Below are 26873 nucleotides of genomic sequence, written 5' to 3'. Positions count from 1 at the left end.
TCGGGAGTCGGGTACGTCCCGTGGTGTCCACCGGGTGACGTCTGTCCGGTGGTTGACGTCCCGGTGATGTACGTGGGGGCGTGCCTGATCGACTCAGTCGCCGGTCGTCGTCGAGTCGACGACGCGGACGCCGAAGTGGGCGCTGAGGGCGGCGCAGGCTCGGCAGGGGGCGGCGAAGCTGCCGTGCAGGGGGTCGCCGTCCTCGCGGATGCGTCTGGCGGTGAGTTTGGCCTGTTTGAGGGCTCTGCGGGCCTCGCCGTTGGTCATCGGTCTGCGGGCCGCGCGTTTGCTGCGGGCGGCGTCGATGGCGGCGATGTGGCGGGAGATCAGCAGGGTTTCGGCGCAGCGGCCGGTGAAGCGGTCGCGCCGGTCGCTGGGGAGGCTGTCGAGGAAGTCCTGGACCAGGGGGTGCAGGGCGGGGGGCTGGTCGCCACGGGCGGCGGTGCCGGTGAGGGTGGCGCCGCGTACGGAGAGTGCGGCGGCGACGGTGGGGAGTATGCCGTCGCGGCGGTGGCGCAGGGTGGGGGCGTGTGGGGTGTCGGTGCTGCTCCAGCCGATGCGGGGATCGCCGGACGTGCCGTTGTGCGGGCCTGCGTGCGGACCTGTGTGCCGGGCGGTCCGGTGGTCGCCGGACGTGCCTGGTCGCGGTCCTGGGTGTGGTCCCGTCTGTGTCGCGTTCATGATCGTCATCCCCTCACGAGCATCCCCCGGACGACACAGAGTGCCAAATGCCGTGGCTGCTGCGGAAGCTGGGGCGGTGCGACACGCCCGGGTTTGGGCGGGCTGTCACGGCGGGGTGACGGCTGGTCACGGAAGCGGAGGGGTGCTGACCGGTGCCCGGTGACCGGTCTTGTCGTACCGCATAGGCTGTCGGCACCGCGATCCGCGCGGTCGACGCGTGGAGACGGACGAGACAGTCGTTACGGGGCGTAGTGGCCGATGGTGGTCGTTACGGGTCGTACCAGAGTGCCGCAGGGGGCAACCGCCATGACGACAGGTCGGCTCGGGCAGCAAGCCGCGCCGCCGAACGCGGCCTACGCCGGGCAGGTCGTGCATTTCCCGGATCCGGTTCGGGCGGCCCGTCACCCGAGAGGGGTACGGGTGGACGAGCACGGCTACCCCGACTTCTCGCCCTACGCGCGTGCGGTCGCGGAGATCGCCGATCCGCCGGAGGGTTTCGGGGTCGACGAGTTGCGGCTGACGGACTACGTGTCGGCGAACGCGGCCCTGGCGGCCACGGGGCACGAGTTGTGGGACACGGTGCCCGCGGTGGCGACGCCGCACGGCTGGACGTGGCATCACGCGGCGAGCTCGCGGCGGCTGGAGCTGGTGCCGGTCGACGTGAAGGCGCTGCTGCGGCATCACGGCGGTATCGCGACGGCGGCGGTGGACCAGAACAAGAGGGGGACGCGGCCGCTTCAGGAGACGCGTCCCGCGCACTTCGGGCTGCCGAAGTCGGGTGTGGCGGTGACGGAGTCGCAGGTGCTGGGCGTCGAGGAGGACCTCGGGTACCGGCTGCCGGGCGCGTACCGGTCGTTTTTGAAGGCGGCGGGCGGGTGTGCGCCGGTGGGCGCGGCGCTGGACGCCGAGTTGGGTCTGCTGATCGACCAGCCGTTCTTCACGGTGCGGGACGAGGCGGCGGTCAACGACCTCGTGTACGTCAACAAGTGCCTGCGTGACCATCTGACCAAGGACTATCTGGCGGTCGGTTTCGTGCAGGGCGGCTTGCTGGCGGTGAGGGTGAAGGGCGAGCGGGCCGGTTCGGTGTGGTTCTGCGCGTACGACGACGCCCGGGACGTGGATCCTTCGTTGCCGCCGGCGGAGCGGGTGGAGAGGTTGCTGCTGCCGTGCGGTGACGACTTCGACGCGTTCTTGTCGCGGCTGGCGGGCAATCCGCCGGAGTTGGAGACGGTGGCGAACCTGATGGTGGACGGCGGGTTCGCGCGGTCTGTTCCCGTCTCGTCGGTGGGGGAGTGAGCTGGACGATGGTGACGTTTGCGCAGGCGCAGGAGCGCGCCGAAGAGTGGATCAACGGGGATGTGCCGCCGTACCAGCATCGTGAGGTGCGGGTACGGGAGTTCGACCTCGGGTTCGTGGTGTGGGCCGAGGACCGTGCGGACGGGCCGCGTTCGGACGGCGGCGCTCAGCGGCTGGTCATCGCCCGGGACAGCGGGGAGGCCACGCTGTGGCCCTCGCTGGCGGTGGGTGAGGTGATCCGCCGGTACGAGGAGGAGTACGGCCGTGCGGATGCCGTCGCGGATGCGGTGCCGGCTCCCGCGGCCCGGGTCGATTTGAACCAGACGTCGTTCTTGCTGACTCCGCCGGAGTGGTTGCAGGAGGCGGCGGACAAGTTGGGGATTCCGGACCGGCGGGGTGCTGCGGCTTCCGGGGGTGCCGGGGGTTCCGGTTCCGGTGCGGAGCCCGCTTCCGGTCCGGCCGCCGCTTCCGCGGGGGCCGGTGCCGGTGGTGCGTCCCGGGGCGGTGAGGCGCTTCCTCAGACGCAGGGTGGACCTTCCGGTGTGCCCGCCGGGGCGACGCCCTGGGCCGGGACCGACACCAACGGGGACGGCGGTGAGGACCGTTCGGTGCCGTTGCCCGCGACCGTGTTCGCGCCGCCGTTGAGCGGCGCCGACGACGAGGACGCGTCGCCGGACGCCAAGACGGCGCTGATCTCGGGCGGCAGCGGGCTTCCGCCGACGGCGTTCGCGCCGGCGGTCGACGATCCGAACGCGCCGGGTGCGCAGGGCGGCCCGCCGGGGGCCGGTGCTCCGGGTGGGCCGACCGGTCCGGGTGCGCGGTCGTCGTACGGGTATCCGCAGGCTGGGGGTGGGCCGGGTGGGCCGGGCGTGCCTCCGGGGACGCCGCCTCCGCCGCCCGCGCCGTCGTCGTACGGCTACCCGCAGGCTGGGGGCGGACCGGGTGTGCCTCCCGGGGCGACGCCTCCGCCTGCGCCGGGTGCGCCGTCGTCGTACGGCTATCCGCAGGGGACCGGGGGTGGCGCCGGGGCTGCCCAGCCTCCCGCCGCCGGCGCCGGTGCTCCGGGCGGGCGGTCGCTCGCGCCGAACGCCGGGGACATCGCCGACGCCGCGACGAGCAAGGCGGCGCCTCCGCCGCGCCGCGCCGGGGCCAACCCGCCGCCTCCGCCGGGTGCCCCGGGGACGCCGGGCGCGCGTCCGGGTGGTCCGCCCGCGCCGACCGGGCCGGGTGCGCCGGGTGCGCCGGCGGGCGGGTACGTGCCGACGCAGATGGTGTCGGCGCTCGGCCCCGACGGTCCTCAGGGACCTGCCGGCGGGCCGGGAGCTCCGCAGGCTCCGGGGGCGCCGAACCCGCCCGGTGCTCCGAACCCGCCCGGCGGTACGCCTCCGGGCGAGGTCCACCATGCCGCGACGATGTTTGCCGATCCGGGGCGGACGGGTCCTGGCGGGCCTGCGCCGCAGCCTCCGGGAGCTCCTGGGGCGCCCGGCGCTCCTGGCGCGCCTCAGCCCCCTGGCGCGCCGGGCATGCCTCGCGCGCCTCAGCCGCCTGGCGCCCCCGGTGCACCCGGTGCGCAGGGCTCATCCGGCGGTGCGCGAGGTGCCGTGCACCACGCGGAGACCATGTTGGCCGGGCCCCCGGTGGGCGGACCCGGCGTGCCTCCGCCGCCGCCTCCGCCTGCCCCCGGCGCGCCCGGCGCAGTTCCTGGCGCCCCGCAGCCGATGCCTCCCGGTGCGATGCCGCCTCCCGGTGCGATGCGGCCGCCTGGTGGCATGCCGCCGCCCGGTGCGATGCCGCCGCCCGGGCAGCCCGTGCCGGGGCAGCCGGCGGCGTACGGCTATCCGCAGCAGCAGGGGCAGCCGACCGTCGGGCCCGGCTATCAGGCCGTCCTGCGGTACCGCGCGCAGGACGGTTCCGAGCAGCAGCTGATCCGGCGTTCGGCGCCGGGGACCCCGCATCCGGAGTGGCAGATCTTCCACGAGCTGCGGGCGATGAACGTGCCGCCGGACCAGGTGCTGGAGCTGCACACGGAGTTGGAGTCCTGTGAGCTGCCGGGTGCGTACTGCGCGCGGATGATCCGGGAGCAGTGGCCGCAGGCGAGGATCGCGAGCATCGCCCCGTACGGCACGGATCACGCGAGCCGGCAGCAGGGCATGCAGCAACTCATAGAGCACCAGGGCGAGTTGCACCAGGTCGCCGACGGGCCCGCCCGCCCGGCCCCGATCCGGGCGCCGTTGCCGCAGGTGCAGCCCGCGCCGCCGATTCCGCCGGAGGGTGTGGCGCAGGAGGTGGCGGGCGCGTTCGGGCCGGGGGTGTTCCGGTTCGAGCAGGCCGCCGTGTCCCGGCAGGGCGTGCCGCCGGTCGTGGCGCACTCGCTGGTGGTCGCGGGGCTGCCGATGGACATGGGTCCGTTCTTCTGGGCGCAGGCCCAGCCGGGGCGGCCGGTGCCGACGCTGGCGGAGCTGGCGGCCGAGCGCGGGGTGCAGCCGGCCTCGGACGCGGGCTCGTACCTCGTCATGGGCAGCGACTTCGGCCGGGCGGTCTGCGTGCAGTACGGCACGGCGAACATCGTGGCGGTGCCCGTGGAGGCGGGGCCGGGCGGTGCGCCCGTACCGCCGCAGTTCGTGAACACGGGGCTGCCCGAGTTCCAGCGGTGCCTGGCGCTGCTCGGCCGGATGTGGCGGCTCCGGTTCGGGCTGAACCAGGAGCAGGCGGGACGCTGGACCGTCGACTTCCAGGCCCAGCTCGCCGCGCTCGATCCGGCGGCGCTCGGTTCGCCGGAGAGCTGGTGGTCGGTGCTGCTGGAGCAGATGTGGGACGGGCTGCTGTGAGGCGCCCCGGCTGAGCGAGACGCGCTCCGCGCGGTGAGGGCCGGACCCGGTCGTGTGATCGGGTCCGGCCCTCACGCGTGCGCGGGCTGAGCGGGGAGCGGGGAGGACGGAGCCGGAGGGACTCGGGGCCTGGGAACGTGACGCTCGCGCGGAGTGTCGCGTTATGAACACTTCCGTCCGATATATCAAGATGGCCGCGAAATCATCATGTCGCATCCGTTCGTGTCGGTTCGGGTCCGTTCGGCGGAGAGGGGTTCCAGGATGAGCAGCGCTTCGGTCGCGCCACATGGATTCATGGCTGTCATGGCTGTACGGGGGCGCGGCTACCGTCCCGAACAGGTCGACGCGTACGCCGGCGCCCTCTCCCGGGACCGTGACGCCGCCTGGGAGCGCGCCGCCCGTCTCACCGTCCTCGCCAGGGAGATGGAGACGGAGGCGGCGCTGCTGCGGGAGACCGTGGCGGAGCTGGCTCCGCAGACGTACGAGGCGCTCGGGGAGCGTGCGCGGCGGCTCTTCGAGCTCGGCCAGGAGGAGGCCGGCGCCGTACGGGAGGGCGCGCGGCAGGAGGCGCAGCGCCTTGTGACGGAGGCGCGGGAGTACGCGGACGCCGTGCGCGAGGCCGCGCAGGCGCACGCCGACACCGTACGGGCCGAGGCCGACGAATGCGCCCGGCAGCGCCTGCTCGCGGCGCGCGCCGAGGCCGACGACATCCGCGTCGGTGCCCGGCGCGAGGTGAAGGAGGGCCGCGGGGAGGCCCTTGCGGCGTTGCGCGAGGTACGGCAGCGCACCACCGCGATGCTCGACGAGCAGGCCAAGGAGCTTGCCGGGCGTTGGGCGGAGGCGGAGCGGGAGGCGGAGGAGCGGGCGGCCGCGCTGGACGCGCGCACCGCCGAGCTGGTGGCACGGGCCGAGGCCGTCCTGTCGGAGGCGAAGCAGGCGTTCGCCGACGCGGAGGCGTCGGCGCGGCAGCGGCAGGAGGAGGCGCAGGCGCGGGCGGCCGAGGTGGTCGCGGAGGCGCGGGCGCGGGAGGAGCGGATCGCCAGGGAGACGGAGCGGGTGCTGCGGGAGCACGGGGAGCGGTGGGACGACGTGCGGGCGCAGATGGATCACGTACGGAACAGTCTGACGGCGCTTACGGGGCAGGCGGCGACGGAGTGACGTGGGCGGGCAGGGAGCCAGTGGCGGGAGCGGCGATGAAGTGACGGGGGGCAGCAGGGGAGTGGCGGAAGGCTGCGATGAGCGGGCGGGGGCGGCGGGCGGGTGAAGGGGCGCCCCGCGCTGAGCGCTGAGCGGGCGCCCCTCACGGTCGTCAGCTCTCCTTCCGCACCGCCCCGGCCAGAATCCAGCCCTCCACCGCTTCGTACTGCCTCCTGTGCTCCTCCGCCTTCCCCCTTCCCGAAGCGACCGTCCCCAGCCACCCGAGGGCGAAGCCCGCCGGGATCGACACCAGGCCCGTCGTCGTGAACGGAAACCAGTTGAAGTCGGCCTCGGGGAAGGCGGAGGCGGGGGAACCGGAGACCAGATTCGTGCCCGGCATCAGCACCAGCACCACCAGCGTGCCGCCGATGAGCGTGCAGAGCAGGCCGGTCCGGGTGTAGCGGCGCCAGAAGAGGCTGTAGACGAGGGCGGGGGCGATGGCGGAGGCGCCGATGCAGAAGGACAGGGTCACCAGGGGCTGCAGGCTGCGGTGTTGGACGAGCGTGGCCAGCACGATCGCCGCCACGCCGACCGCCAGGGCCGACAGCCGCGCCAGCATCATTTCGCGGCGCTCGGACATCTCGTGCACGCGGGCCGCGAACACGTCGTGGGCGAGGGAGTTGGCGCAGGCGAGGATCATGCCGGCGACCGAGGCGAGCAGGGTGAGGAAGATCGCCGTGGTGACGGTGGTGAAGAGCAGCGTCTCCGCCGTGGAGACGTCCGCGCCGAACGCCGCCCGGGAGGCCAGCAGGTACGCCGTGTTGCCCTGCGGGTCCGCCTGCGCGATCGCCGCCCGGCCGATCAGCGCCGTCGCGCCGAACCCGACGACCGTGATGACCAGGACGAACAGCACCACCGAGGACACCGCCCAGGACATCGAACGGCGTACCTGACGGGCGCTGGAGGCGGTGTACATGCGCATGGTGATGTGCGGCAGGCAGCCGCCGCCGAGGACCACGGCCAGCTGGGCGCTGATCATGTCGAGGCCGGGATGCGGACTGCCCGCGAACTGCAGCCCCGACTGCAGGAAGGTGGACCCCACGCCGCTCTGCTCCGCCGCCGTGTCGAACAGCGCGCCCGGGTCCCAGCCGAACTTGTTCATGACCAGTACGGAGACCACCGCGCCCGACCCGAGCAGCATCACGATCTTCATGATCTGGATGAGGGCGGTGCCCTTCATGCCGCCGATCGCCGCGTAGCTGATCATCATGGCGCCCAGCCCGATGATGCAGCCGGTCTTCAGCGAGTCGCCGGAGAAGCCGAGGATGAAGGCGAGGAGTTGGCCGGTCCCGGCCAACTGGACCAGCATCAGCGGCAGCAGCGCGGCGATGGTCACCACACACGCGGCCATCCGGGCACCCCGCCCCGGCATCCGCCGCGCCAGCGCGTCTCCCATGGTGAAGCGTCCCGCGTTGCGCAGGGGTTCGGCCAGCAGGAACATCAGCAGCATCAGCGACAGCGCCGTACTGAGGGCGAGGACGACGCCGTCGTACCCGTACAGCGCGATCACGCCACCCGTGCCGAGCACGGTCGCGGCGGAGATGTAGTCACCCGCGATCGCGAGGCCGTTGCGCATCGGGGACAGGGAGCTGTAGCCGGTGTAGAACTCGTCGAGGTCGTCCCGGTCGGGCCCGGTCATCACGCACAGCAGGAGCGTGATGGTGGCGACGGTCGAGAACGCCACCAGGGACATCGCCTGCGCGGAATCGGTGAATCCCGTCATCGCAGCGCCGCCCCCTCCCGCTTGGCGTTCACTTCGGACTCCTTGCGGATGCGGTCCGCGATCGGATCGACGTACCGGCGGGCCGTGTGCTCGTACAGGCCGACCGCCAGCCAGGTGACGGGCAGTTGGATCAGGGCGAGCAGCAGTCCGGTGGGCAGTCCGTCGGCGACCGTGCTCGTCATGAAGCCCGGTGCGAACGCCGACAGGATCAGGAAGTGCGTGAAGTATCCGAGCGCGGTGATCGTGGCGGTACGCCGCTGCCAGCGGTAGGCGCTGCGCAGGATCCGCAGGTCGCTGTGGTGCCCGAGGGCGGCATGCCGCCGGGCCCGCTGTCCGGCCGGTTCGGGCGGGAGGGGTGGTTGCCACGGATAGGTGGCGTACGACGGTGACGCGTCGTGTGGTGGGTGCTGATACGGGTACGACGGTGACGGGTCGTAGGACATCCCGGTGCTCCTTGCGCGGCTCAGGAGTTTGGGGGGTGGGCTGAGCGGAGCCACGCACGCTACTCGTAGGTAGGCGTGGACGCGAGGGTTTGGCCAAACTGATTGGTCGGTACGCGCTTACTCCGCTGACCTGGGGTGTTACCCGGATTAACTCCGATTTTTGAAGGAGGCGGTGGGGGATTCAGGGCGAGGCTGAGACGGAAGCGGGTGCGGTTCTCGTGGGCGGCGTGCGGGCAAAGCCCGGTCCGTGGCCGAGAGGTGCGAGGTGTCAGAGGTGTGCGAGCCGGTAGGCGATGCCGGGGCGGCCGCCCGCCGTGGTCTCGCCCTCGGCGGTGAAGCCGTTGCGTTCCAGGACGGTTCTGGATGCCGGGTTGTCGAGGGAGGCGCCCGCTGTGAGCGAGGTCAACCCGTACGTCGTCGCGGCCAGGCGGCATACCGCTGCCACCGCCGCCGTGGCCACACCCCGGCCCGCGGCGGACTCGGCCACCCGGTAGCCCAGCACGGCCGAGCCGTCCTCCGTCACGTCCACGAGGTTGACCCGGCCGATCAGCTCGCCTTCCGCGTCCAGGATCACGTGGAAATGGCAGACACCCGTTTCCTGCTCGGCGAGCAACGCCTTGAGGCGGGCGGCGAATTCGGCGAAGTACGTGTCGCCGCGATCCGATATGAAGCGGGCGAAATAGGCGCGGTTGGTGCGCTCGAAGGACAGGAGGGCGTCCGCGTGGTCGGGGCGCAGTCGTTCCAGCTTCACCATGGGGGCAGGGTAGGGGGGCGTGGCGTTCTCCGGCATCTCTATAAACTCCGGCGCATGGGGGATGAGCAGGTTTTCTGGGGGATCGCCGGTCTCGTGACGGGGTCTCTCTGCCTGGTGCAGGCCGTCACGGCGTGGCGTACGTACCGCCTCTACACGCGGGGCCGGTGGATCGAGGCGGACGTGGTCGACGTGCGTGAGGAGCGGTAGCGGGGCGGCGACTCGAATTTCTATCCCGTCGTGGCTTTCACGACTGCGGACGGCCAGGCCGTCACCGTCGAGTCTCCTTCCCCGAAGTCGGGGCCCCCTGGAGCGATTTCCTTCCCGGACGGCAAGGTCCGCGTTCTCTACGACCTGGTCAGACCCCGGCGGATGGTGCTCTTCCGACATCGCGGGAACAAACTGGCCAAGTCGCTCGTCAACGCTCTCGCGTTGGCCGCCGCCACCGGGTACGTGTGCGTCGAGTTCGTCCTCTGACCGCTGGATTCGTCCGCCACGCGATCTCGTGCAGACGCCCTCGGCTTCCGCGACCGGGCCGGACGGAGACGCAACCGGAGCATCGGTATGCGCTCGCCGTGCTCGGGCTGCCCGCCCCGGTGCCGTTCGTCGGTGTCGCGCTGTTCGCGGCCGACGGCCTGAGGCGCCGGACGGGCGTCCACGCCGAGGCGACGCGCGAGCTGGACCGGATCGCCGACGCGCACAAGGCGTGACCCGGCAGCCCCCGCGTCGCTCACTGTTCCGTCAGTACCGGAAACCGCCGTGGCGCCAGCACCAGCAGCACCATGAAGGCGATCGCCGCCGCACCCGCCGCCCCCAGGTACACGGCGTGCACCGCGTCCGCGATCGCGTGCCGGGTCGCCTCGGGCGCCGGACCGGCGTCCAGCGCCCGGGTCACGGAGTCCAGGTCGCTCGCGCCGCCGAGCCGGGCGGCCAGTACGCCGTTGGCGACCGCGCCGAAGAGGGCCGCGCCGAGGGTCTGGCCGGTCTGGCGGCAGAAGAGGACGGAGGCCGTGGCGGTGCCGCGTTCCGCCCAGTCGACCGTCGACTGGACGCCGACGAGCAGCGGGAGCTGGAACAGCCCCAGCGCACAGCCCAGCAGCAGCATCAGCAGCGCCGGCTGCCACGCCTCGCCCGGGTACGGCAGGAACGGGAACGTGAACAGGATCAGCGCGGCCGTGCCGATGCCGAGCATCGCGGTGTTGCGGAAGCCGATGCGCCGGTAGACGTGCTGGCTGAGCGCGGCCGACACCGGCCAGCTCAACGTCCATACGGAGAGCACGAATCCGGCGGTCACCGGCGCCAGGCCGAGGACGGACTGGGCGTACGTCGGCAGGAAGACGGTCGGCGCCACCATCAGCAGGCCCAGCGCGCCGAAGGCCAGGTTGACCGCGGCGATCGTCCGGCGCCGCCACACCCACCCGGGGATGATCGGCTCGGCCGCCCGGCGTTCCACCAGCACCACGACCGCCACCAGCGCGAGTCCCGTACCGAACATGGCCAGCGAGGGGGCCGACAGCCAGGGCCAGGCCACCCCGCCCTGTACCAGCGCGGTGAGCAGGACGCCGCCGCACGCGAACACCGCGAGCGCGCCCGCCCAGTCGACACGCGCGCGCGTGGCCGCCCGGGTCTCCTCCTCAGGTCGTACGTCCCGCTGCGGCTCGTGGAGGTGGCGGACGATCAGCCACAGGGCGACCGCGCCGATCGGCAGGTTCACCAGGAAGATCCACCGCCAGTCCGCGTACGCCGCCAGGACGCCGCCCACGCCGGGTCCCGCGACCGCGGACACCGCCCAGACCGTGGACAGCCTGGCCTGGATCTTCGGGCGGTCCTTGAGGGGGTACAGGTCGGCGGCGAGCGTCTGGACCGTGCCCTGCAACGCCCCTCCGCCCAGGCCCTGCACGATCCGGAAGGCGATCAGCGCGCCCATGTTCCAGGCCACGGCACACAGCAGGGAGCCGAGCAGGAACAGGACCGCCCCCGCGATCAGCACCGGCTTGCGGCCGAAGGTGTCGGAGAGCTTGCCGTAGAGGGGGAGAGTGACGGTGACGGCGAGCAGATAGCCGGAGAACAGCCAGGAGAAGACCGAGAAACCGCCGAGGTCGCCGACGATCTGCGGTACGGCGGTGGAGACGATGGTGGAGTCCAGTGCCGCCAGTGCCATCGCCAGCATCAGGGCGGCGACCACGGCACCGCGCCGGTCGGGTGAGGTGGGCCGCACGGCCTGCCGTATCGCGGGTTGCGGGTCGCCCACGCGAAGTCCTTTCCCGGTGCACCTATCTGCCGTCGGACAGCTTCCCATCCGACGCGGACATCGCGGGAGGCCCCACGCGCATCGAAGGAGGCCCGGCGCGCATCGCGGGAGGGCTTGACCCTGACGCCGCGTGAGGGTGGAGCCTGACTGGGCCGCAGGGTGGAGCGGACCCCGAGAACGCATCCACCCGGCGGTGGACTGCCCCTAGGGGTACCTCCGTACTACGGCTGGGGGAGGGTTCGTACCGTCGGAGGAGGAGATGGGGCGGGGGCTGTCCTTAACCTGGCTTTACGCCGCTGGGGAGCGGCCGGGGGGCGGCGGTGAGCGGCCAGGAAGGGAGCGGGGGAGCGGTCGGGTGTGGTTCACCGACCCTCCGGGGGTGGGGTTTTCCCCCGCACAAGACGGGGCCCGGCACCAGCGCGCCGGACCCTCTCCGGGCGCCAGACTCATCGACGTACCCATTCGAACGGCTCATCCGCTGAGCACCTGCTGATCGACAGATTCATCTGCTGACCGATATAGGAGATATACCGTGACATCGGCTGTGACCATCACCAGGCACGGGGGCACTGGCGGGCGTACGGCCGTTGCCGCGCGGGCGCGGCAGGTCGTGAAGGCGTACGGGTCCGGAGAGACCCGCGTCGTCGCGCTCGACCACGTCGACGTGGACATCGCCCGCGGTCAGTTCACCGCGATCATGGGCCCCTCGGGGTCCGGCAAGTCCACCTTGATGCACTGCCTCGCCGGGCTCGACACCGTGACGTCCGGGCAGATCTACCTGGACGAGACCGAGATCACCGGGCTGAAGGACAAGAAGCTCACGCAGTTGCGCCGGGACCGGATCGGGTTCATCTTCCAGGCGTTCAACCTGCTGCCGACGCTGAACGCGCTCGAGAACATCACGCTGCCCATGGACATCGCGGGCCGCAAGCCCGACAAGGCGTGGCTGGGACGGGTAGTCGACACCGTCGGGCTCTCCGACCGGCTCAAGCACCGGCCCACCCAGCTCTCCGGCGGTCAGCAGCAGCGCGTGGCCGTGGCCCGCGCCCTGGCCGCCCGGCCCGAGATCATCTTCGGTGACGAGCCGACCGGAAACCTCGACTCGCGGGCCGGCGCCGAGGTGCTGAACTTCCTGCGCCGGTCGGTGGACGAGCTGGGCCAGACCATCGTGATGGTCACGCACGACCCGGTGGCGGCGTCGTACGCGGACCGCGTGCTGTACCTCGCCGACGGCCGGATCGTCGACGAGATGTACAAGCCGACCGCGGAGACCGTCCTGGACCGCATGAAGGACTTCGACGCCCGGGGGCGCACGTCATGACCGTCCTGAAGACCTCGATGCGCAACTTCTTCGCGCACAAGGGACGCATGGCCCTGTCGGCCGTCGCGGTCCTGCTGTCGGTGGCGTTCGTGTGCGGCACGCTCGTCTTCACCGACACCATGAACACGACGTTCGACAAGCTGTTCGCGACGACCGCTTCCGACGTCACGGTCTCCCCGAAGGAGGCCAAGAGCGACGACACCCCGCAGAACGGCAAGCCCGAGTCGCTGCCGGCCTCCACGCTGGAGCAGGTGAGGAAGGCGGAGGGCGTCAAGTCGGTAGAGGGCGCGGTCAGTTCGATGAACGTGACCGTCGTCGACAGCGAGAACGAGAACATGGGCTCCAGCAACGGCGCCCCGACGATCGCCGGCAACTGGACGCAGAACGACCTGCGGTCGATGGAGATCACCTCCGGGCACGCCCCGCGCGGGCCGACCGAGCTGATGGTCGACGCCGACACCGCCGACAAGCACGACCTCAAGCTCGGCGACGAACTGCGCACGATCTCCGTCGCCGGTGACTTCACCGCGAAGATCGTCGGTGTCGCCACCTTCAAGGTGACCAACCCCGGTGCCTCGATCGTCTTCTTCGACACCGCGACCGCACAGCGCGAACTCCTCGGCGCCACCGGCCGGTTCACCCAGCTCAACGTCACGGCCGCGGCCGGCGTCAGCGACACGCGGCTCAAGCAGAACGTCGCTCAGGCGCTGGACGGCACGTTCAAGCTCCAGACGGCCAAGGAGAACGCCGACGAGAACCGCAAGGACGTCGGCGAGTTCATGAACGTCATCAAGTACGCCATGCTCGGCTTCGCCGGGATCGCGTTCCTGGTGGGCATCTTCCTGATCATCAACACGTTCTCGATGCTGGTTGCCCAGCGCACCCGCGAGATCGGTCTGATGCGGGCCGTCGGATCCTCCCGCGGACAGGTCAACCGGTCCGTGCTGGTCGAGGCGACGCTGCTGGGCGTCGTGGGATCCATCCTGGGCGTCGGGGCCGGCGTCGGTATCGCCATCGGCCTGATGAAGCTCATGTCGGCGGCCGGCATGAACCTCTCCACCGACGACCTGACCATCAAGGCGACCACCCCGATCGCCGGAGTCCTGCTCGGTGTCGTGGTCACCGTCCTCGCCGCCTACCTCCCCGCCCGCCGAGCCGGGAAGGTCTCCCCCATGGCCGCGCTGCGCGACGCAGGCACACCGGCCGACGGCAGGGCCGGCCTGGTGCGCGGACTGATCGGGCTCGTGCTGACGGGTGCGGGCGGGTTCGCCCTCTACGTGGCCGGCACCGCCGACAAGGCGAGCGACGGTTCGCTGATGCTGGGCGCCGGCGTGGTGCTCTCGCTGATCGGCTTCGTCATCATCGGTCCGCTGCTGGCCGGCGGGGTCGTCCGGGTGATCAGCGCGGTGCTGCTGCGGCCCTTCGGCCCGGTGGGACGCATGGCCGAACGCAACGCCCTGCGCAACCCGCGCCGTACCGGTGCCACGGGCGCCGCCCTGATGATCGGCCTGGCCCTGGTGGCCTGCCTGTCGGTGGTCGGCTCCTCGATGGTCGCCTCGGCGACGAGCGAGCTGGACAAGTCGGTCGGCGCGGACTTCATCGTCCAGGGCAACCAGCGGATCGTCCCGCAGGCCCAGAAGGCGATGGAGCAGAGCCCCGGCCTGGCCCACGTCACCAGCTACAAGGAACTCAACGCCACACTCACCTCGCCCGACGGCAAGACCGACGACTCCGGCGTCACCGCCGCGGACCCGTCCTACGCCGAGGACCTGCGCCGCGCGACCACGGCGGGCACCCTGACGGCCGCCTACGGCAAGGACGCCATGTCGGTCGGCTCGGACTACGCCAAGGCACACGGCGTGCGGGTCGGCGACACCATCGACGTCGCCTTCAAGGGCGGCGAGACGGCGAAGCTGAAGGTCGCGGCCATCACGAGCGACGACAGCGCCCTCGACCAGGGTGCGCGCTACATCAGCATCGAGACGATGCGGAAGTACGTCCCGGCCGACCAGGTCCCGCCGAACACGATCATGTTCGCCAAGGCGAAGGAAGGGCAGACGGAGCAGGCGTACGCGGCCCTGAAGAAGGCGCTGCACGACTACCCGCAGTACCAGGTCCGCGACCAGACCGACTACAAGCAGGAACTGAAGGACCAGGTCGGCCAGCTCCTGAACATGGTCTACGGCCTGCTCGCCCTGGCGATCATCGTGGCGGTCCTGGGTGTGGTGAACACCCTGGCGCTGTCGGTCGTCGAGCGGACGCGCGAGATCGGCCTGATGCGGGCCATCGGCCTCTCGCGGCGCCAGCTGCGGCGGATGATCCGCATGGAGTCGGTGGTGATCGCCCTGTTCGGCGCGCTGCTCGGCCTGGGGCTGGGCATGGGCTGGGGCGCCACCGCCCAGAAGCTCCTCGCCCTGGAGGGCCTCAACGTCCTCGAGATCCCCTGGCCGACGATCATCGGCGTCTTCATCGGCTCGGCCTTCGTGGGCCTGTTCGCGGCGCTGATCCCGGCGTTCCGGGCGGGGCGGATGAACGTACTGGCCGCGATCGCGACCGAGTAGCCACCGCGGACGGGGAAGGCCCGGCGCCGAGAAGTCACGGGGGACTTCTCGGCGCCGGGTTCTTGTTGTTTTCCAGGTTCCCCTTTTGACGTACCGCGTCGGGTGGCGGGTGGGCATAGGCCGGGCGTCCAGGGGGCGGAGCCCCCTGGTAGGCCCACACAGGCGCCGGGTGACAGGTAACGCACGTTATCCACAGCTCCCGCACCCGCCCGCGCAGCGACGTACGCTGGAGACCCCCGGCCGGTCCCCGCGTCGGGCCCTTCGCGTTGCCCACCCCCCGGACGAAAGCCGCCCCCGAATGAGCCTGCACGGTCTGCTCGACGCCGTAGTCAAGGACCCCGCCCTCGCGGAAGCGATCACCGCGGCCGCAGACGGCAACCGCATGCACGTCGACCTGGTCGGCCCGCCCGCCGCCCGCCCCTTCGCGGTCGCCGCGCTCGCCCGCGAGGCAGGCCGCCCCGTGCTGGCGGTGACGGCGACCGGACGCGAGGCGGAGGACCTGGCGGCGGCCCTGCGCTCGCTGCTCCCGCCCGAGGGCGTCGTGGAGTACCCGTCCTGGGAGACGCTTCCGCACGAGCGCCTGAGCCCCCGCAGCGACACCGTGGGCCGCCGCCTCGCCGTGCTGCGGCGCCTCGCCCACCCCCGCCCCGACGACCCCGAGACCGGCCCGGTCTCCGTGGTCGTCGCGCCCGTACGGTCCGTGCTCCAGCCGCAGGTCAAGGGCCTCGGCGATCTGGAGCCGGTGGCCCTGCGGACCGGCCAGACCGCCGACCTGAACGAGATCGTCCAGGCCCTCGCCGCCGCCGCGTACGCGCGCGTGGAGCTCGTCGAGAAGCGCGGCGAGTTCGCCGTACGAGGCGGCATCCTCGACGTGTTCCCGCCCACCGAGGAACACCCCCTGCGCGTGGAGTTCTGGGGCGACGACGTCGAGGAGATCCGCTACTTCAAGGTCGCCGACCAGCGCTCCCTCGAAGTCGCCGAGCACGGTCTGTGGGCGCCGCCCTGCCGTGAACTTCTGTTGACGGAAGACGTCCGCACGCGTGCGCGTGCCCTCGCCGAGGAGCACCCGGAGCTGGGTGAGCTGCTTGGGAAGATCGCCGAGGGGATCGCCGTAGAGGGAATGGAGTCCTTGGCTCCGGTTCTGGTCGACGACATGGAGCTGCTGCTCGACGTCCTGCCCAAGGGCTCCATGGCGGTCGTCTGCGATCCCGAGCGGGTACGCACGCGTGCCGCCGATCTCGTGGCGACCTCGCAGGAGTTCCTTCAGGCGTCCTGGGCGGCCACCGCCGGCGGCGGCGAGGCACCCATCGACGTCGACGCGGCGTCCCTGTGGGCCATCGCGGACGTCCGGGACCGGGCGCGCGAGCTGGACATGATGTGGTGGTCGGTGTCGCCGTTCGCGGCGGACGACGAACTGGACGCGAACACGCTGAAGCTCGGCATGCACGCGCCCGAGACGTACCGCGGGGACACCGCGAAGGCGCTGGCCGACACCAAGGGCTGGCTCGCCGAGGGCTGGCGCACGGCGTACGTGACCGAGGCGCACGGCCCGGCGGCCCGTACCGTCGAGGTGCTCGGCGGGGAGGGCATCGCGGCCCGCCTGGACGCGGACCTCGCCGCCCTCAGTCCCTCCGTCGTGCACGTGGCGTGCGGCTCGATCGACTACGGCTTCGTCGACCCGGGGCTGAAGCTCGCCGTGCTGACGGAGACCGACCTCACCGGGCAGAAGGCGGCCGGCAAGGACGGCGTCCGGATGCCCGCCCGGCGCCGCAAGTCCATCGACCCGCTCACCCTGGAGGCGGGCGACTACATCGTCCACGAGCAGCACGGCGTGGGCCGCTACATCGAGATGGTGCAGCGGACCGTGCAGGCCGCGACCCGCGAGTACCTGGTGGTGGAGTACGCCCCCGCCAAGCGCGGCCAGCCCGGCGACCGCCTCTACATCCCCACCGACCAGCTCGAGCAGATCACCAAGTACGTCGGCGGCGAGGCCCCCACCCTGCACCGCCTGGGCGGCGCCGACTGGACGAAGACCAAGGCGCGCGCGAAGAAGGCGGTCAAGGAGATCGCCGCCGACCTGATCAGGCTGTACAGCGCGCGGATGGCCGCGCCCGGTTACGCCTTCGCCCCGGACACCCCCTGGCAGCGCGAGCTGGAGGACGCCTTCCCGTACGCGGAGACGCCCGACCAGCTCACCACCATCGCCGAGGTCAAGGAGGACATGGAGAAGACCGTCCCCATGGACCGCCTGGTCTGTGGCGACGTCGGCTACGGCAAGACGGAGATCGCGGTCCGCGCCGCCTTCAAGGCCGTCCAGGACGGCAAGCAGGTCGCCGTGCTCGTCCCCACCACCCTGCTCGTACAGCAGCACTTCGGGACGTTCGGCGAGCGCTACTCGCAGTTCCCGGTGAACGTGCGCGCCCTGTCCCGCTTCCAGACCGACACCGAGGCCAAGGCGGTCCTGGAGGGCCTGCGCGAGGGCTCGGTGGACGTCGTCATCGGCACCCACCGCCTGTTCTCCGCCGAGACCAAGTTCAAGGACCTGGGCCTGGTCATCGTCGACGAGGAGCAGCGCTTCGGCGTCGAGCACAAGGAGCAGCTGAAGAAGCTGCGCGCGAACGTCGACGTCCTGACGATGTCCGCGACCCCCATCCCGCGCACCCTGGAGATGGCGGTCACGGGCATCCGCGAGATGTCGACGATCACCACGCCCCCCGAGGAGCGCCACCCGGTCCTCACCTTCGTCGGCCCCTACGAGGAGAAGCAGATCGGCGCCGCCATCCGCCGCGAACTGCTGCGCGAGGGCCAGGTCTTCTACATCCACAACCGCGTCGAGTCGATCGACCGGGCCGCGGCCCGGCTCCGGGAGATCGTCCCCGAGGCGCGCATCGCGATCGCCCACGGCCAGATGTCGGAGCAGGCCCTGGAGCAGGTGGTCGTCGACTTCTGGGAGAAGAAGTTCGACGTCCTGGTGTCGACCACGATCGTCGAGTCCGGCATCGACATCTCCAACGCCAACACCCTGATCGTGGAGCGCGGCGACAACTTCGGCCTCTCCCAGCTCCACCAGCTGCGCGGCCGGGTGGGCCGCGGCCGCGAGCGCGGCTACGCCTACTTCCTCTACCCGCCGGAGAAGCCCCTCACGGAGACCGCCCACGAGCGCCTGGCGACCATCGCCCAGCACACCGAGATGGGTGCGGGCATGTACGTGGCCATGAAGGACCTGGAGATCCGAGGCGCCGGCAACCTCCTCGGCGGCGAACAGTCCGGCCACATCGCGGGCGTCGGCTTCGACCTCTACGTCCGCATGGTCGGCGAGGCCGTCGCGGACTACCGCGCCTCCATGGAGGGCGGCGTCGAGGAGGAGGCACCCCTCGAGGTCAAGATCGAGCTCCCGGTCGACGCGCACGTCCCGCACGACTACGCCCCCGGCGAGCGCCTGCGCCTCCAGGCGTACCGGGCGATCGCCTCGGTCAACACCGAGGAGGACATCAAGGCCGTACGCGAGGAACTCGTCGACCGTTACGGCAAGTTGCCGGAGCCGGTGGAGAACCTGCTGCTCGTGGCGGGACTGCGCATGCTCGCGCGCGCCTGTGGTGTCGGCGAGGTCGTCCTGCAGGCCAACAACATCCGTTTCGCACCGGTGGAGTTGCGGGAGTCCCAGGAACTGCGCGTCAAGCGGCTGTACCCGGGGACCGTCATCAAGCCGGCGGCACACCAGGTGCTGGTGCCGCGGCCGAAGACCGCCAAGGTGGGCGGGAAGCCGCTGGTCGGGCGGGAGCTGCTCGGCTGGGTCGGGGAGTTCCTGACGTCGATTCTGGGGTCGTAGGCCCTGTCGGGGCCGCCCTTGGAGCGGGCCTCAGGGGAAGCGGGCCTCAGGGGAAGCGGGCCTCAGACGGAACGGAACAGCGTGGTCGCCAGCGTCCGGAACACCTCCTCGGGGTCCCGGTCGCCGACCGCGCCGTCCAGGTTGTGGCCCAGGAGCAGCGTGGCGAAGCCGTGGGCCAGGGACCAGGCGGCGACGCCGGCGAGGCGGGCGTCGACGCCGAAGTCCTCGGCGCGTACGGCGGAGACCGCCTCGCGCAGGGCGTCGGCGGCGAGGGCGCGCCCTGTGGTCAGTTCGAGGTCGTCGCCGCGCAGCAGTTCAGGCCTGAACATCACCTGGAAGTGCGCGGGGTGTTCGCGCGCGAAGCGCACGTAGCGGACGCCCGCGTCCTTCAGGTCCGCGGCCTGGTTGAGGGTGGCCGCGAGCAGTCCGAAGCCCTCGGCCGCGATCGCCGTGAGCAGTCCGGTGCGGTCCTTGAAGTGGTGGGCGGGCGCCGCGTGGGAGACGCCGGCGCGGCGGGCGAGGTCACGCAGGCTCAGCGCGGAGGGGCCGTCGGCGGCGATGACGTCGAGCGCGGCGGTGAGGATGGCGCGGCGCAGGTCGCCGTGGTGGTACCGGCGGGGGGCTTCGTCTGTCTTCTTCGGTTCGGCGGGGCTCATGGGCAGCAGCGTACGCTCGATCTAGGCGTTGACAAGTTCGGATGGGTCCGGCAATCTTGTCAGTGTCAAGTTGTGCTGGTGGCTGGGGTGCGTCGAGGAGGTACGTCATGGGGGAGTACGACGGCGGGATCGGTGCCGGTGGTGTGGAGCTGACCCGTGTGCGTCAGCTCTGGCACCTGCTGGAGCCGCTGCACGCGGTGCTGTACTACGCGCCGGAGGTCTTCGCGCAGGCCGCGGCGCTCGGGCACGACACGAAGGAGCGTTGGCCGACCTACTTCCCGTACCGCGCGGCCCCGTTGGGTGCGGTGGGCGCCGAGCGGGTGACGTCCGCCTTCTACAGCTTCAGCCCGAGCATGGTCGCCGAGCACGTCGACTCGGCGTGGTCGGTGGCGAGCCCCGCGGCGATGCTGGAGGCGCGGATGCGGGGAATCGACGGGGCGTACCGCGCGATATTCGGCGACCGGACGGACAGTGCCGAACTGGCGGAGGCCGCCGCCCTCGCCCGGCGCGCCGCCGAGGCGGCCAACACCGCCGGCCGGCCCCTCGCCGCGGCCAACGCGGCACTGGAGTGGCCCGAGGCCCCGCACCTCCAGCTGTGGCACGCGGCCACGATCCTGCGCGAGCACCGCGGCGACGGCCACATCGCGGCCCTGCTGGTCGCCGGCCTCGACCCCGTCGAGTCCCTCGTGTCCTTCGCCGCGATAGGCGCCGCGAGCGTCGAGCGTTTCGAGAGCCGTGGCTGGAGCGCCGCGCAATGGGCCGCCGCACGCGACCGCTTGTCCGCCCGCGGCCTGCTCGACGAGGACGGTATAGCGACCGAGGCGGGTCGCGAACTGCGGCGCCGCGTCGAACAGGACACCGACCGACTCGCCGCTGCCCCCTGGCGGTCCCTCGGGCAGGAAGGGGTCGACCGCCTGGCCGACCTGCTCGGCGACTTCTGGGTCGCGATGCTGTCGTCCGGACTGCTGCCCTCGGAGACGACGTTGGGGATCGGAAGGGTGTGAATCTCGCGGGAAGCCGGGAGTTCCCCGCGCAGGGCGGGCCCGGTGAACGCCCGACCCGCCCTGCCGGCTCCCGGCTGACAGGGAGCCGCCCGCGGTAGGTGGGTCTCCGCGGGCGGCCTCTGTCGCCTGGTGGTTCGTTGAGCCCAGACCGGATCGCTGTGCCCGGCGGCGGACTTCATGACTTCGGTGAGTCTCCGGCCTACGGCTGTTCGGGCCTGTCACGATCCATACCGAGCTGGCCTTCGACCCGGCGCTGCGCTTCGTCGACCTGGCTCTCGTACTTGTTGCCCGACTTCTCGTTGGCTTTCCGTTCCGCGGCGTCGGACATGTCCTTGCCCTTGCTGCCCTTCGCCTGGTTCCTGAACTTGTCGAAGATGCCCATCCAGAGCTCCTTCCGGAGGTGACTCGCAATCGACGATACGCCCGACTTATTCGTGATGCTCATTTTGGCCCCATATGGTCTGGACCTCTCGGCGGCTACGGTGAGACCGGCATACCCCGCCCGTGCGGTGGCGGGGACCGGGAAGGCGAGGGGAGGGGCGCGGCATGACGCGTCTGAGGGGCGGGGCGAAAGCCGCCGTCGGGACCGGACTGGCGGTGTTCGCCGCCATGGCTCTCGTCGCGGGGTGCGAAGGCCTGGAGGAGGGTGGCTCTTCGACGGGCAGCGGTGCCGCGGCACCGGCACAGGACGGCCGTGCCGTCAGTCCGTTGAAGAACCCGGACGGCACCAAGCCGGGCCTCGCTCCGTTGACGAGCGAGACCGACGAGGCCGCCGCGCGCAAGCTCATCGAGACGCTGCGGACGAAGGGGCGCGGACCCCAGACGGGCTACGACCGCGATGAGTTCGGCTATGCGTGGATGGACACGGCCGACGGAGTTCCGCTGGCCCGCAACGGCTGCGACACCCGCAACGACCTACTGCAGCGCGACGGCCAGAGCCTGCGCTTCCGCTCCGGTTCCGACTGTGTGGTCATCGCGATGACGCTGCACGACCCGTACACCGGTACGACCATCCAGTGGCGCAAGCAGAAGGCCACCGAGGTGCAGATAGACCACGTCGTCCCGCTGTCCTACAGCTGGCAGATGGGGGCCGCGCGCTGGTCGGAGGACAAGCGTGAGCAACTGGCCAACGACCCGCTCAATCTGATGCCGGCCGAGGGCCGCGCCAACTCGTCCAAGGGTGACTCCGGACCCGCGTCCTGGCTCCCGCCCAACAAGCAGATCCGGTGCGCCTACGCGGTCCGCTTCACCCAGGTCGCCCTCAAGTACGAACTGGCGGTGACCGCGCCCGACCGGCAGATGATGCTGGACCAGTGCGAGGGATGAGGAGAGGGCGAGAGGAGAGGGCGAGGGCGAGAGGAGAGGGGCGGGGAGACGGGACGGGGTGAGGGCGGGCCGCCCGAGCCTCGGCTCCGGCGGCCCTGGCGCCGGTGTTCAGGCCCCGCGCTTGAACTGCTGGTTGGTGCCGGTGCCGCAGGTCCACTGGATGAGCTTGGCGTTGTCGGCGGTGGACTTGTCCGCCACGTCGAGGCACTTGCCGCTGAGGCGTGAGACGAGGCGGACCCATCCGTCGCCGGCGTCCTGGAGCTGCCACTGCTGGTTGGTGCCGGTGCCGCAGGTCCACTGGATGACCGGGTTGCCGTTGGCGGTGGAGTTGTTGGCCACGTCCAGGCACTTGCCGCTGTGCCGGGCGGCCAGCTGGACGTATCCGCTGCCCATGTCCTTGAACCACCAGGCCTGGTTCATGCCGCCGTTGCAGGTGTACTGGGTGATCTGGGTGCCGTCGTCCAGGGACCTGCTGGGCACGTCGAGGCATTTGTTGCTGTGGCGTGCGGTGACCGTCTGCCAGGGACCGCCGACGCCGTCGACCTTGCCGGCCGCGGTGTCGATGTTGATCTGGGCGAACCAGTCCATGGTCATGGTGGTGTCGGTGGGGAACTCCAGCGGCAGCCAGACGTACTGCGAGGCGTTGACGTTCTGGCCGAAGGAGTTGCCCCAGCGGTCGCCCAGGTAGAGGTACTCGGTGCCCGTCCTGCCCTGCACGGGCAGGACGAACGTGGTCTGGGAGCCGTAGCCGGTGGAGTCTCCGACGTTCTGCAGGTTGCTCCAGGTGCCGGTGATGCTGGAGGCGGTCGCGTACATCTGCTGGTTGGGCCGCCAGCCGGTGGCGCCGGAGGTGAGCAGGAAGTAGACGCCGTTGCGCTTGAACAGGGCGGGGGCCTCGCGCAGTTGGCCGGCCCAGAGCAGCTGCACCCGGGTCTCGACGGTGAGGTAGTCGGGGCTGAGGCGGTAGATGTGCAGGTCGCGGTTCTCGCGGGCGGCCGAGATCATGTAGCCGGTGCCGTCGTCGTCCGTGTAGACGGTGATGTCACGGGACATGTGGCCCAGCGGGCGGAAGCTGCCCTGCCAGGCGTAGTCGCCGTCGACGGTGTCGGAGACGGCGACGGCGGCGCGGGCCTGGGTGTAGTCGGTGGCCAGTTCCTTGTGCATCCACATGACGAACTTGCCGGTGGACGCGTTGTACATGACCTTGGGGCGCTCGATGTTGGCCGAGGCGAGCTCCGGGTCGGTGGCCTGGGTCAGGACGTGGCGCCGGAACTCCCAGGTCTTCAGGTCGGTCGAGCGGTAGGCGGAGACGTACCGGAAGGAGTTGTCCTCGTTGCGGTTCTCACCGAACCAGTAGGAGAAGGAGCCGACCTTGATCACACCGCCGCCGTGGGCGTGCACCACGGCTCCGGTGGGATCGGTGAACTGGGTTCCGTTGGAGATCGTGACGGTCGCCGCCTGCGCGGTGCCGGCCAGGAGGGCCTGGGGAACGAGGCTGAGGAGCACGGCGAGTACGAGTAGCCAGGCACGGCGCATCGAGGGTTTTTCCCTTTCACTCGGCTGCCCTGACGGTCCCGCGAAGGGAAACAAGACAGACCACAACCAAACAAAATTCGGCTGAATCGAACGATGGCGCACATCAGACTGCCTGCTACGGAAGTGCGTCAAGAGTTTCGACACAGATCGGCCCGCAGGGGCGATGTCGGGCGGAGGTGCGCAGGCCCGTTCTGTCCGCCCTATTGACTTCAATTCGGGCGTGTCACTACTCTCGCGCAGAATTTCGAACCTCGTTCGATATGACGAACGTATCTGCGTGTCTGACGTATCGGATGTATCGAACGTGTCGAATGTGGCGTGTGCGACGGAGGACACCCTATGCACGACCGATCCCCCAGACGTGGCAGACCCCTGGCGGCTGCCCTGTCCAGCTCGATCCTGGCGGTGGCACTGCTGGCCGGAGGGCCCGGGGCGGGTACCGCTCAGGCGGCCGACGACCCCAACGCGGTGGCTCTCGACAAGGACGCGATCCTCGCTGCCAACCAGCTCGACGAGCCGCAGTGGTACAAGGACAACATCCCGTTCCTGGACACCCCCGACAACACCATCGACGAGGTCTACTACTACCGGTGGAGCACCTACAAGCGCGCGCTCCGCTACACCGTGCCGGGCACCGGGTACGTGTCGACCGAGTACGACGTGCCGATCGGCTACGCCGGGAACCCGTACACCGCGCTCCCGGACGCCACCGGCTACCACCTCCTGGACGGGCGCTGGCTGCACAACCGCGACTACGCCGGTGACTACCTGGACTTCTGGCTGCGCGGGGCGGGCAACTCGGGCGCGCGGAACTACAGCGAGTGGATCACCAGCGCCGCGTACCAGCGCTTCCTGGTCACCGGTGACGCGACCGGGATCAAGGCCGAACTCCCGCAGCTCATCGCGCTGTACAAGAGGTGGGACTCGAACTTCACCGGCGACATCACGGTGAACGGCACGGCCTCCACCAGCGACCTGTACCACCAGACCCCGCTGTCCGACGCCACGGAGTACACCGAGACGTCGATGCACAGCAGCAACTGGTTCAGCGGCGGCCCCGGCTACCGGCCCACGATCAACGCGTACATGTTCGGTGCCGCCCAGGCGATCAGCAAGATCGCCACCATGACCGGGGACAGCGCGACCGCGACCGAGTACACCGACAAGGCCGCCTCGCTCAAGGCCGGGGTGCAGAACTCGCTCTGGGACCCGCAGCGCCAGTTCTTCATGCAGGTCTACAACACGAACAGCACCAACGGCACCCTGAAGCAGACCAGGACGACCTGGCGCGAGGCGATGGGCTTCGCCCCCTGGGCGTTCAACCTGCCCGACGCCCAGTACTCCTCGGCGTGGAAGTACCTGACGGATCCGAAGCGGTTCGGGGCGGCCTTCGGACCCACGACGCTGGAGCGGGTGCACGACTTCGAGGCCGAGCAGGCCGTCGTCACGCATGCGAACACCCACGACGCGTCGACGGCCTCCAACGGCAAGTACGTCGGACAGATCGACTTCGCCGACAGCGAGGTCACCTTCACCGTGGACGCGCCCGGTGACGGTACGTATCCGGTGACGGTCCACTACGCCAACGGCACCTCGACCACCTCGAACCACAAGGTCGTCGTGAACGGCGACACCGCCAACCCGGTCACCGTCAGCTACGCCCCCACCGGCAGCTGGGGCCAGTTCTCGGAGTCGAAGTCCGTCACCGTGCAGGTCCCGATGAAGGCCGGCGCCAACACGCTGAAGTTCACCAAGGGAACGGGTTTCGCCGAGCTCGACCGGATCGCGGCGAACCCCTACTTCAACTACCAGGCGATCCCCGCCACCCAGAAGCGCGACGACGCCAACTGCTGCCACTGGAACGGCCCGAGCTGGCCGTTCCAGACGAGCCAGATCCTGACCGGCATGGCGAACCTGCTCCAGGACTACCCGGCCCAGAACCACGTCACCAAGCAGAACTACCAGACCATGCTCTCCCAGTTCGCCGGCCTCCAGCACAAGGACGGCAAGCCCTACATCGCCGAAGCCGCCAACGGTGACACCGGCGACTGGATCTACGACGGCTTCAACTTCAGCGAGCACTACAACCACTCCAGCTTCAACGACCTGGTGCTCTCCGGCCTGCTGGGCATCAAGCCCCAGGCGGGCAACACGCTGGTCCTGAAGCCGCTGATCCCGTCCGGCTGGGACTACTTCGCGGCGGAGAACGTGCCCTACCACGGGCACACCCTCTCGATCCGCTGGGACCGGGACGGCACGCACTACGGCAAGGGCACCGGCCTGCAGGTCTTCCAGGACGGTGTACGCATCCACCAGTCCGCGACGGCCGGCAACACCACCGTGAACGTGGCCGCACCCGTCACCCCGGCGCAGCCCCCGCGGATGATGAACGTGGCGGCCAACCCGCTGACCGCCGAGCAGGACTGGCTCGGCCGCACGGTCACGCAGCCCTACCCGAAGGCGTTCGCCTCCTACACCAACACCGTCTCCAACGGTCCGCACTGCCACAGCGGCCAGACCTGCAAGCCCACCACCTTCGACGCCCCGCTGCGGGCCACCGACGGCTGGATCCGCTACGACAAGATCCCCGACAACCGGTGGACCAACTCGGGCTCCCCGAACGCCACCGATCACCTCGGAGTCGACTTCGGCGCCCCACGCAAGATCAACGAGGTGAAGTTCTACACCTACGACGACGGCGCGAACATCCGCGTTCCGGCGAGCTACACCGTCCAGTACCTGAAGGACGGCGCGTGGACGTCCGTACCCAGCCAGGTCAAGAGCCCGGCCACCCCCAGAGCGAACAACGCGAACGAGGTGACCTTCCCGACGATCACGACCTCCCAGTTCCGGGTCGTCCTCACCCCGCAGGCCGGCAAGTTCGTCGGCGTCACCGAGCTGGAGTCCTGGTACCCGGAGACACCGGCGGTGCGGATCGTCAACAAGAACAGCAACCTCGAACTCGGCATCGCGGGCTCCTCGATCGCCGCCGGAGGCGCTGTCCAGCAGCAGACGGCCAACACCACGGCCAACCACCGATGGACGGTCGTCCCCGCCGAGAACGGCTACTACAAGATCTTCAACACCAACAGCGGCCAGGTCCTCGGCATCAAGGACGCCTCCAAGACGGCCGGTGCCACCGCGCTGCAATGGGGCGACACCCTCACCGCCGACCATCTGTGGTCCGTGGTGGACGCCGGCAACGGCTACTGCAAGCTCGTCAACAAGAACAGCGGCATGGTCCTGGGCATCGAGGGGATGTCCACCTCGTCCGGGGCCGCGGCCCTGCAGTGGGACGACACCGGTACCGCCGACCATCTGTGGCGGCTCGTCACCGACGACGGCGCCACACCGTTCAACCCCTAGCCGGTCGGTCTTAGGGGTCCTTTCACTATGCCCGTCCGGGTCGCGCGGCCTGGCACCGCACCTCGCCGCGTTGCCGAAACGCCCACGTGGCTCCTCCCCCACGC

The 26873-nt window shown here is 70.7% G+C and carries 21 protein-coding genes; 12 read left to right on the top strand and 9 right to left on the bottom strand.

Annotation, left to right across the window (positions count from 1 at the left end; all coding sequences use genetic code 11):
- Window positions 1-93 precede the first annotated feature (93 nt).
- The gene (locus ACZ5XS_RS30630; RefSeq protein WP_468656745.1) at window positions 94-690 is read right to left on the bottom strand and encodes a YwqJ-related putative deaminase; all 597 of its coding nucleotides are present in this window, start codon (window positions 688-690) and stop codon (window positions 94-96) included.
- Between the two features lie 297 nt (window positions 691-987).
- Here ACZ5XS_RS30630 and ACZ5XS_RS30625 point away from each other — a divergent pair, with 297 nt between their 5' ends.
- Window positions 988-1977 (top strand): SMI1/KNR4 family protein, encoded by a 990-nt coding sequence (locus ACZ5XS_RS30625; RefSeq protein WP_468656743.1) that lies wholly within the window; start codon window positions 988-990, stop codon window positions 1975-1977.
- Between the two features lie 166 nt (window positions 1978-2143).
- Here the strand turns inward: ACZ5XS_RS30625 and ACZ5XS_RS30620 are convergent, their stop codons facing one another.
- On the bottom strand, window positions 2144-2350 hold the full coding sequence (locus tag ACZ5XS_RS30620) for a hypothetical protein (protein WP_468656915.1): 207 nt from the start codon (window positions 2348-2350) through the stop codon (window positions 2144-2146).
- A 1-nt stretch (window position 2351) separates the two neighbouring features.
- On the opposite strand from ACZ5XS_RS30620, the gene ACZ5XS_RS30615 reads away from it, so the two are divergent.
- Together ACZ5XS_RS30615 and ACZ5XS_RS30610 are read left to right on the top strand one after the other, a co-directional pair.
- Window positions 2352-4805: an SUKH-4 family immunity protein gene (locus ACZ5XS_RS30615; protein WP_468656907.1), complete on the top strand. Its 2454-nt coding sequence runs from the start codon at window positions 2352-2354 to the stop codon at window positions 4803-4805.
- A gap of 261 nt (window positions 4806-5066) precedes the next feature.
- Window positions 5067-5963 (top strand): cellulose-binding protein, encoded by an 897-nt coding sequence (locus tag ACZ5XS_RS30610; RefSeq protein WP_468656741.1) that lies wholly within the window; start codon window positions 5067-5069, stop codon window positions 5961-5963.
- Between the two features lie 151 nt (window positions 5964-6114).
- On the opposite strand, the gene ACZ5XS_RS30605 is transcribed toward ACZ5XS_RS30610, so the two are convergent.
- From ACZ5XS_RS30605 to ACZ5XS_RS30595, 3 genes are all read right to left on the bottom strand, one after another.
- Entirely contained in the window at window positions 6115-7725 is a 1611-nt protein-coding gene (locus tag ACZ5XS_RS30605) for a sodium/solute symporter (protein WP_468656739.1), read from the bottom strand.
- A complete protein-coding gene (locus ACZ5XS_RS30600; RefSeq protein WP_468656737.1) occupies window positions 7722-8168 on the bottom strand; it encodes a DUF485 domain-containing protein in 447 nt (148 codons plus the stop codon). The genes ACZ5XS_RS30605 and ACZ5XS_RS30600 overlap by 4 nt, the downstream gene beginning before the upstream one ends.
- Before the next feature lie 268 nt (window positions 8169-8436).
- Window positions 8437-8922 (bottom strand): GNAT family N-acetyltransferase, encoded by a 486-nt coding sequence (locus ACZ5XS_RS30595; protein ID WP_468656735.1) that lies wholly within the window; start codon window positions 8920-8922, stop codon window positions 8437-8439.
- Window positions 8923-8976: 54 nt separating this feature from the next.
- Here ACZ5XS_RS30595 and ACZ5XS_RS30590 point away from each other — a divergent pair, with 54 nt between their 5' ends.
- The 3 genes from ACZ5XS_RS30590 (at window position 8977) to ACZ5XS_RS30580 (ending at window position 9629) form a co-directional block, all read left to right on the top strand.
- Window positions 8977-9129 carry a hypothetical protein gene (locus ACZ5XS_RS30590; RefSeq protein WP_468656733.1) on the top strand — a complete coding sequence of 51 codons (153 nt, stop codon included), beginning with the start codon at window positions 8977-8979 and terminating at the stop codon, window positions 9127-9129.
- A gap of 30 nt (window positions 9130-9159) precedes the next feature.
- Entirely contained in the window at window positions 9160-9396 is a 237-nt protein-coding gene (locus ACZ5XS_RS30585; protein WP_468656731.1) for a hypothetical protein, read from the top strand.
- 98 nt (window positions 9397-9494) lie between these two features.
- Entirely contained in the window at window positions 9495-9629 is a 135-nt protein-coding gene (locus ACZ5XS_RS30580; protein ID WP_468656729.1) for a hypothetical protein, read from the top strand.
- 20 nt (window positions 9630-9649) lie between these two features.
- Here ACZ5XS_RS30580 and ACZ5XS_RS30575 read toward each other — a convergent pair whose 3' ends face one another.
- On the bottom strand, window positions 9650-11218 hold the full coding sequence (locus ACZ5XS_RS30575; RefSeq protein WP_468656727.1) for an MFS transporter: 1569 nt from the start codon (window positions 11216-11218) through the stop codon (window positions 9650-9652).
- A gap of 484 nt (window positions 11219-11702) precedes the next feature.
- Between ACZ5XS_RS30575 and ACZ5XS_RS30570 the strand changes: the two genes are divergently transcribed.
- The 3 genes from ACZ5XS_RS30570 (at window position 11703) to mfd (ending at window position 18881) form a co-directional block, all read left to right on the top strand.
- Window positions 11703-12491, top strand: a complete 789-nt coding sequence (locus ACZ5XS_RS30570; protein WP_468656726.1) for an ABC transporter ATP-binding protein — start codon at window positions 11703-11705, stop codon at window positions 12489-12491.
- Window positions 12488-15052, top strand: coding sequence for an ABC transporter permease (locus ACZ5XS_RS30565; RefSeq protein ID WP_468656725.1), 2565 nt, complete (start codon window positions 12488-12490; stop codon window positions 15050-15052). The genes ACZ5XS_RS30570 and ACZ5XS_RS30565 overlap by 4 nt, the downstream gene beginning before the upstream one ends.
- A gap of 298 nt (window positions 15053-15350) precedes the next feature.
- Window positions 15351-18881 (top strand): transcription-repair coupling factor, encoded by a 3531-nt coding sequence (gene mfd, locus ACZ5XS_RS30560; protein ID WP_468656724.1) that lies wholly within the window; start codon window positions 15351-15353, stop codon window positions 18879-18881.
- Between the two features lie 62 nt (window positions 18882-18943).
- On the opposite strand, the gene ACZ5XS_RS30555 is transcribed toward mfd, so the two are convergent.
- Window positions 18944-19537 (bottom strand): TetR/AcrR family transcriptional regulator, encoded by a 594-nt coding sequence (locus ACZ5XS_RS30555; RefSeq protein ID WP_468656722.1) that lies wholly within the window; start codon window positions 19535-19537, stop codon window positions 18944-18946.
- A 107-nt stretch (window positions 19538-19644) separates the two neighbouring features.
- Here ACZ5XS_RS30555 and ACZ5XS_RS30550 point away from each other — a divergent pair, with 107 nt between their 5' ends.
- Window positions 19645-20541 (top strand): SCO6745 family protein, encoded by an 897-nt coding sequence (locus ACZ5XS_RS30550; RefSeq protein WP_468656720.1) that lies wholly within the window; start codon window positions 19645-19647, stop codon window positions 20539-20541.
- Window positions 20542-20740: 199 nt separating this feature from the next.
- Here the strand turns inward: ACZ5XS_RS30550 and ACZ5XS_RS30545 are convergent, their stop codons facing one another.
- Window positions 20741-20923, bottom strand: coding sequence for an antitoxin (locus ACZ5XS_RS30545; protein WP_217242406.1), 183 nt, complete (start codon window positions 20921-20923; stop codon window positions 20741-20743).
- 164 nt (window positions 20924-21087) lie between these two features.
- On the opposite strand from ACZ5XS_RS30545, the gene ACZ5XS_RS30540 reads away from it, so the two are divergent.
- Window positions 21088-21867 (top strand): HNH endonuclease family protein, encoded by a 780-nt coding sequence (locus tag ACZ5XS_RS30540; RefSeq protein WP_468656717.1) that lies wholly within the window; start codon window positions 21088-21090, stop codon window positions 21865-21867.
- A gap of 108 nt (window positions 21868-21975) precedes the next feature.
- Here the strand turns inward: ACZ5XS_RS30540 and ACZ5XS_RS30535 are convergent, their stop codons facing one another.
- Window positions 21976-23403 (bottom strand): RICIN domain-containing protein, encoded by a 1428-nt coding sequence (locus tag ACZ5XS_RS30535; RefSeq protein ID WP_468656715.1) that lies wholly within the window; start codon window positions 23401-23403, stop codon window positions 21976-21978.
- 339 nt (window positions 23404-23742) lie between these two features.
- Here ACZ5XS_RS30535 and ACZ5XS_RS30530 point away from each other — a divergent pair, with 339 nt between their 5' ends.
- Window positions 23743-26769 (top strand): MGH1-like glycoside hydrolase domain-containing protein, encoded by a 3027-nt coding sequence (locus tag ACZ5XS_RS30530; protein WP_468656713.1) that lies wholly within the window; start codon window positions 23743-23745, stop codon window positions 26767-26769.
- Window positions 26770-26873: the final 104 nt, after the last annotated feature.

Source organism: Streptomyces sp. NPDC033131 (assembly GCF_055578365.1).
Note: the sequence above shows the minus strand (reverse complement) of the source record. Positions and strands in the feature narration are given on the sequence as shown.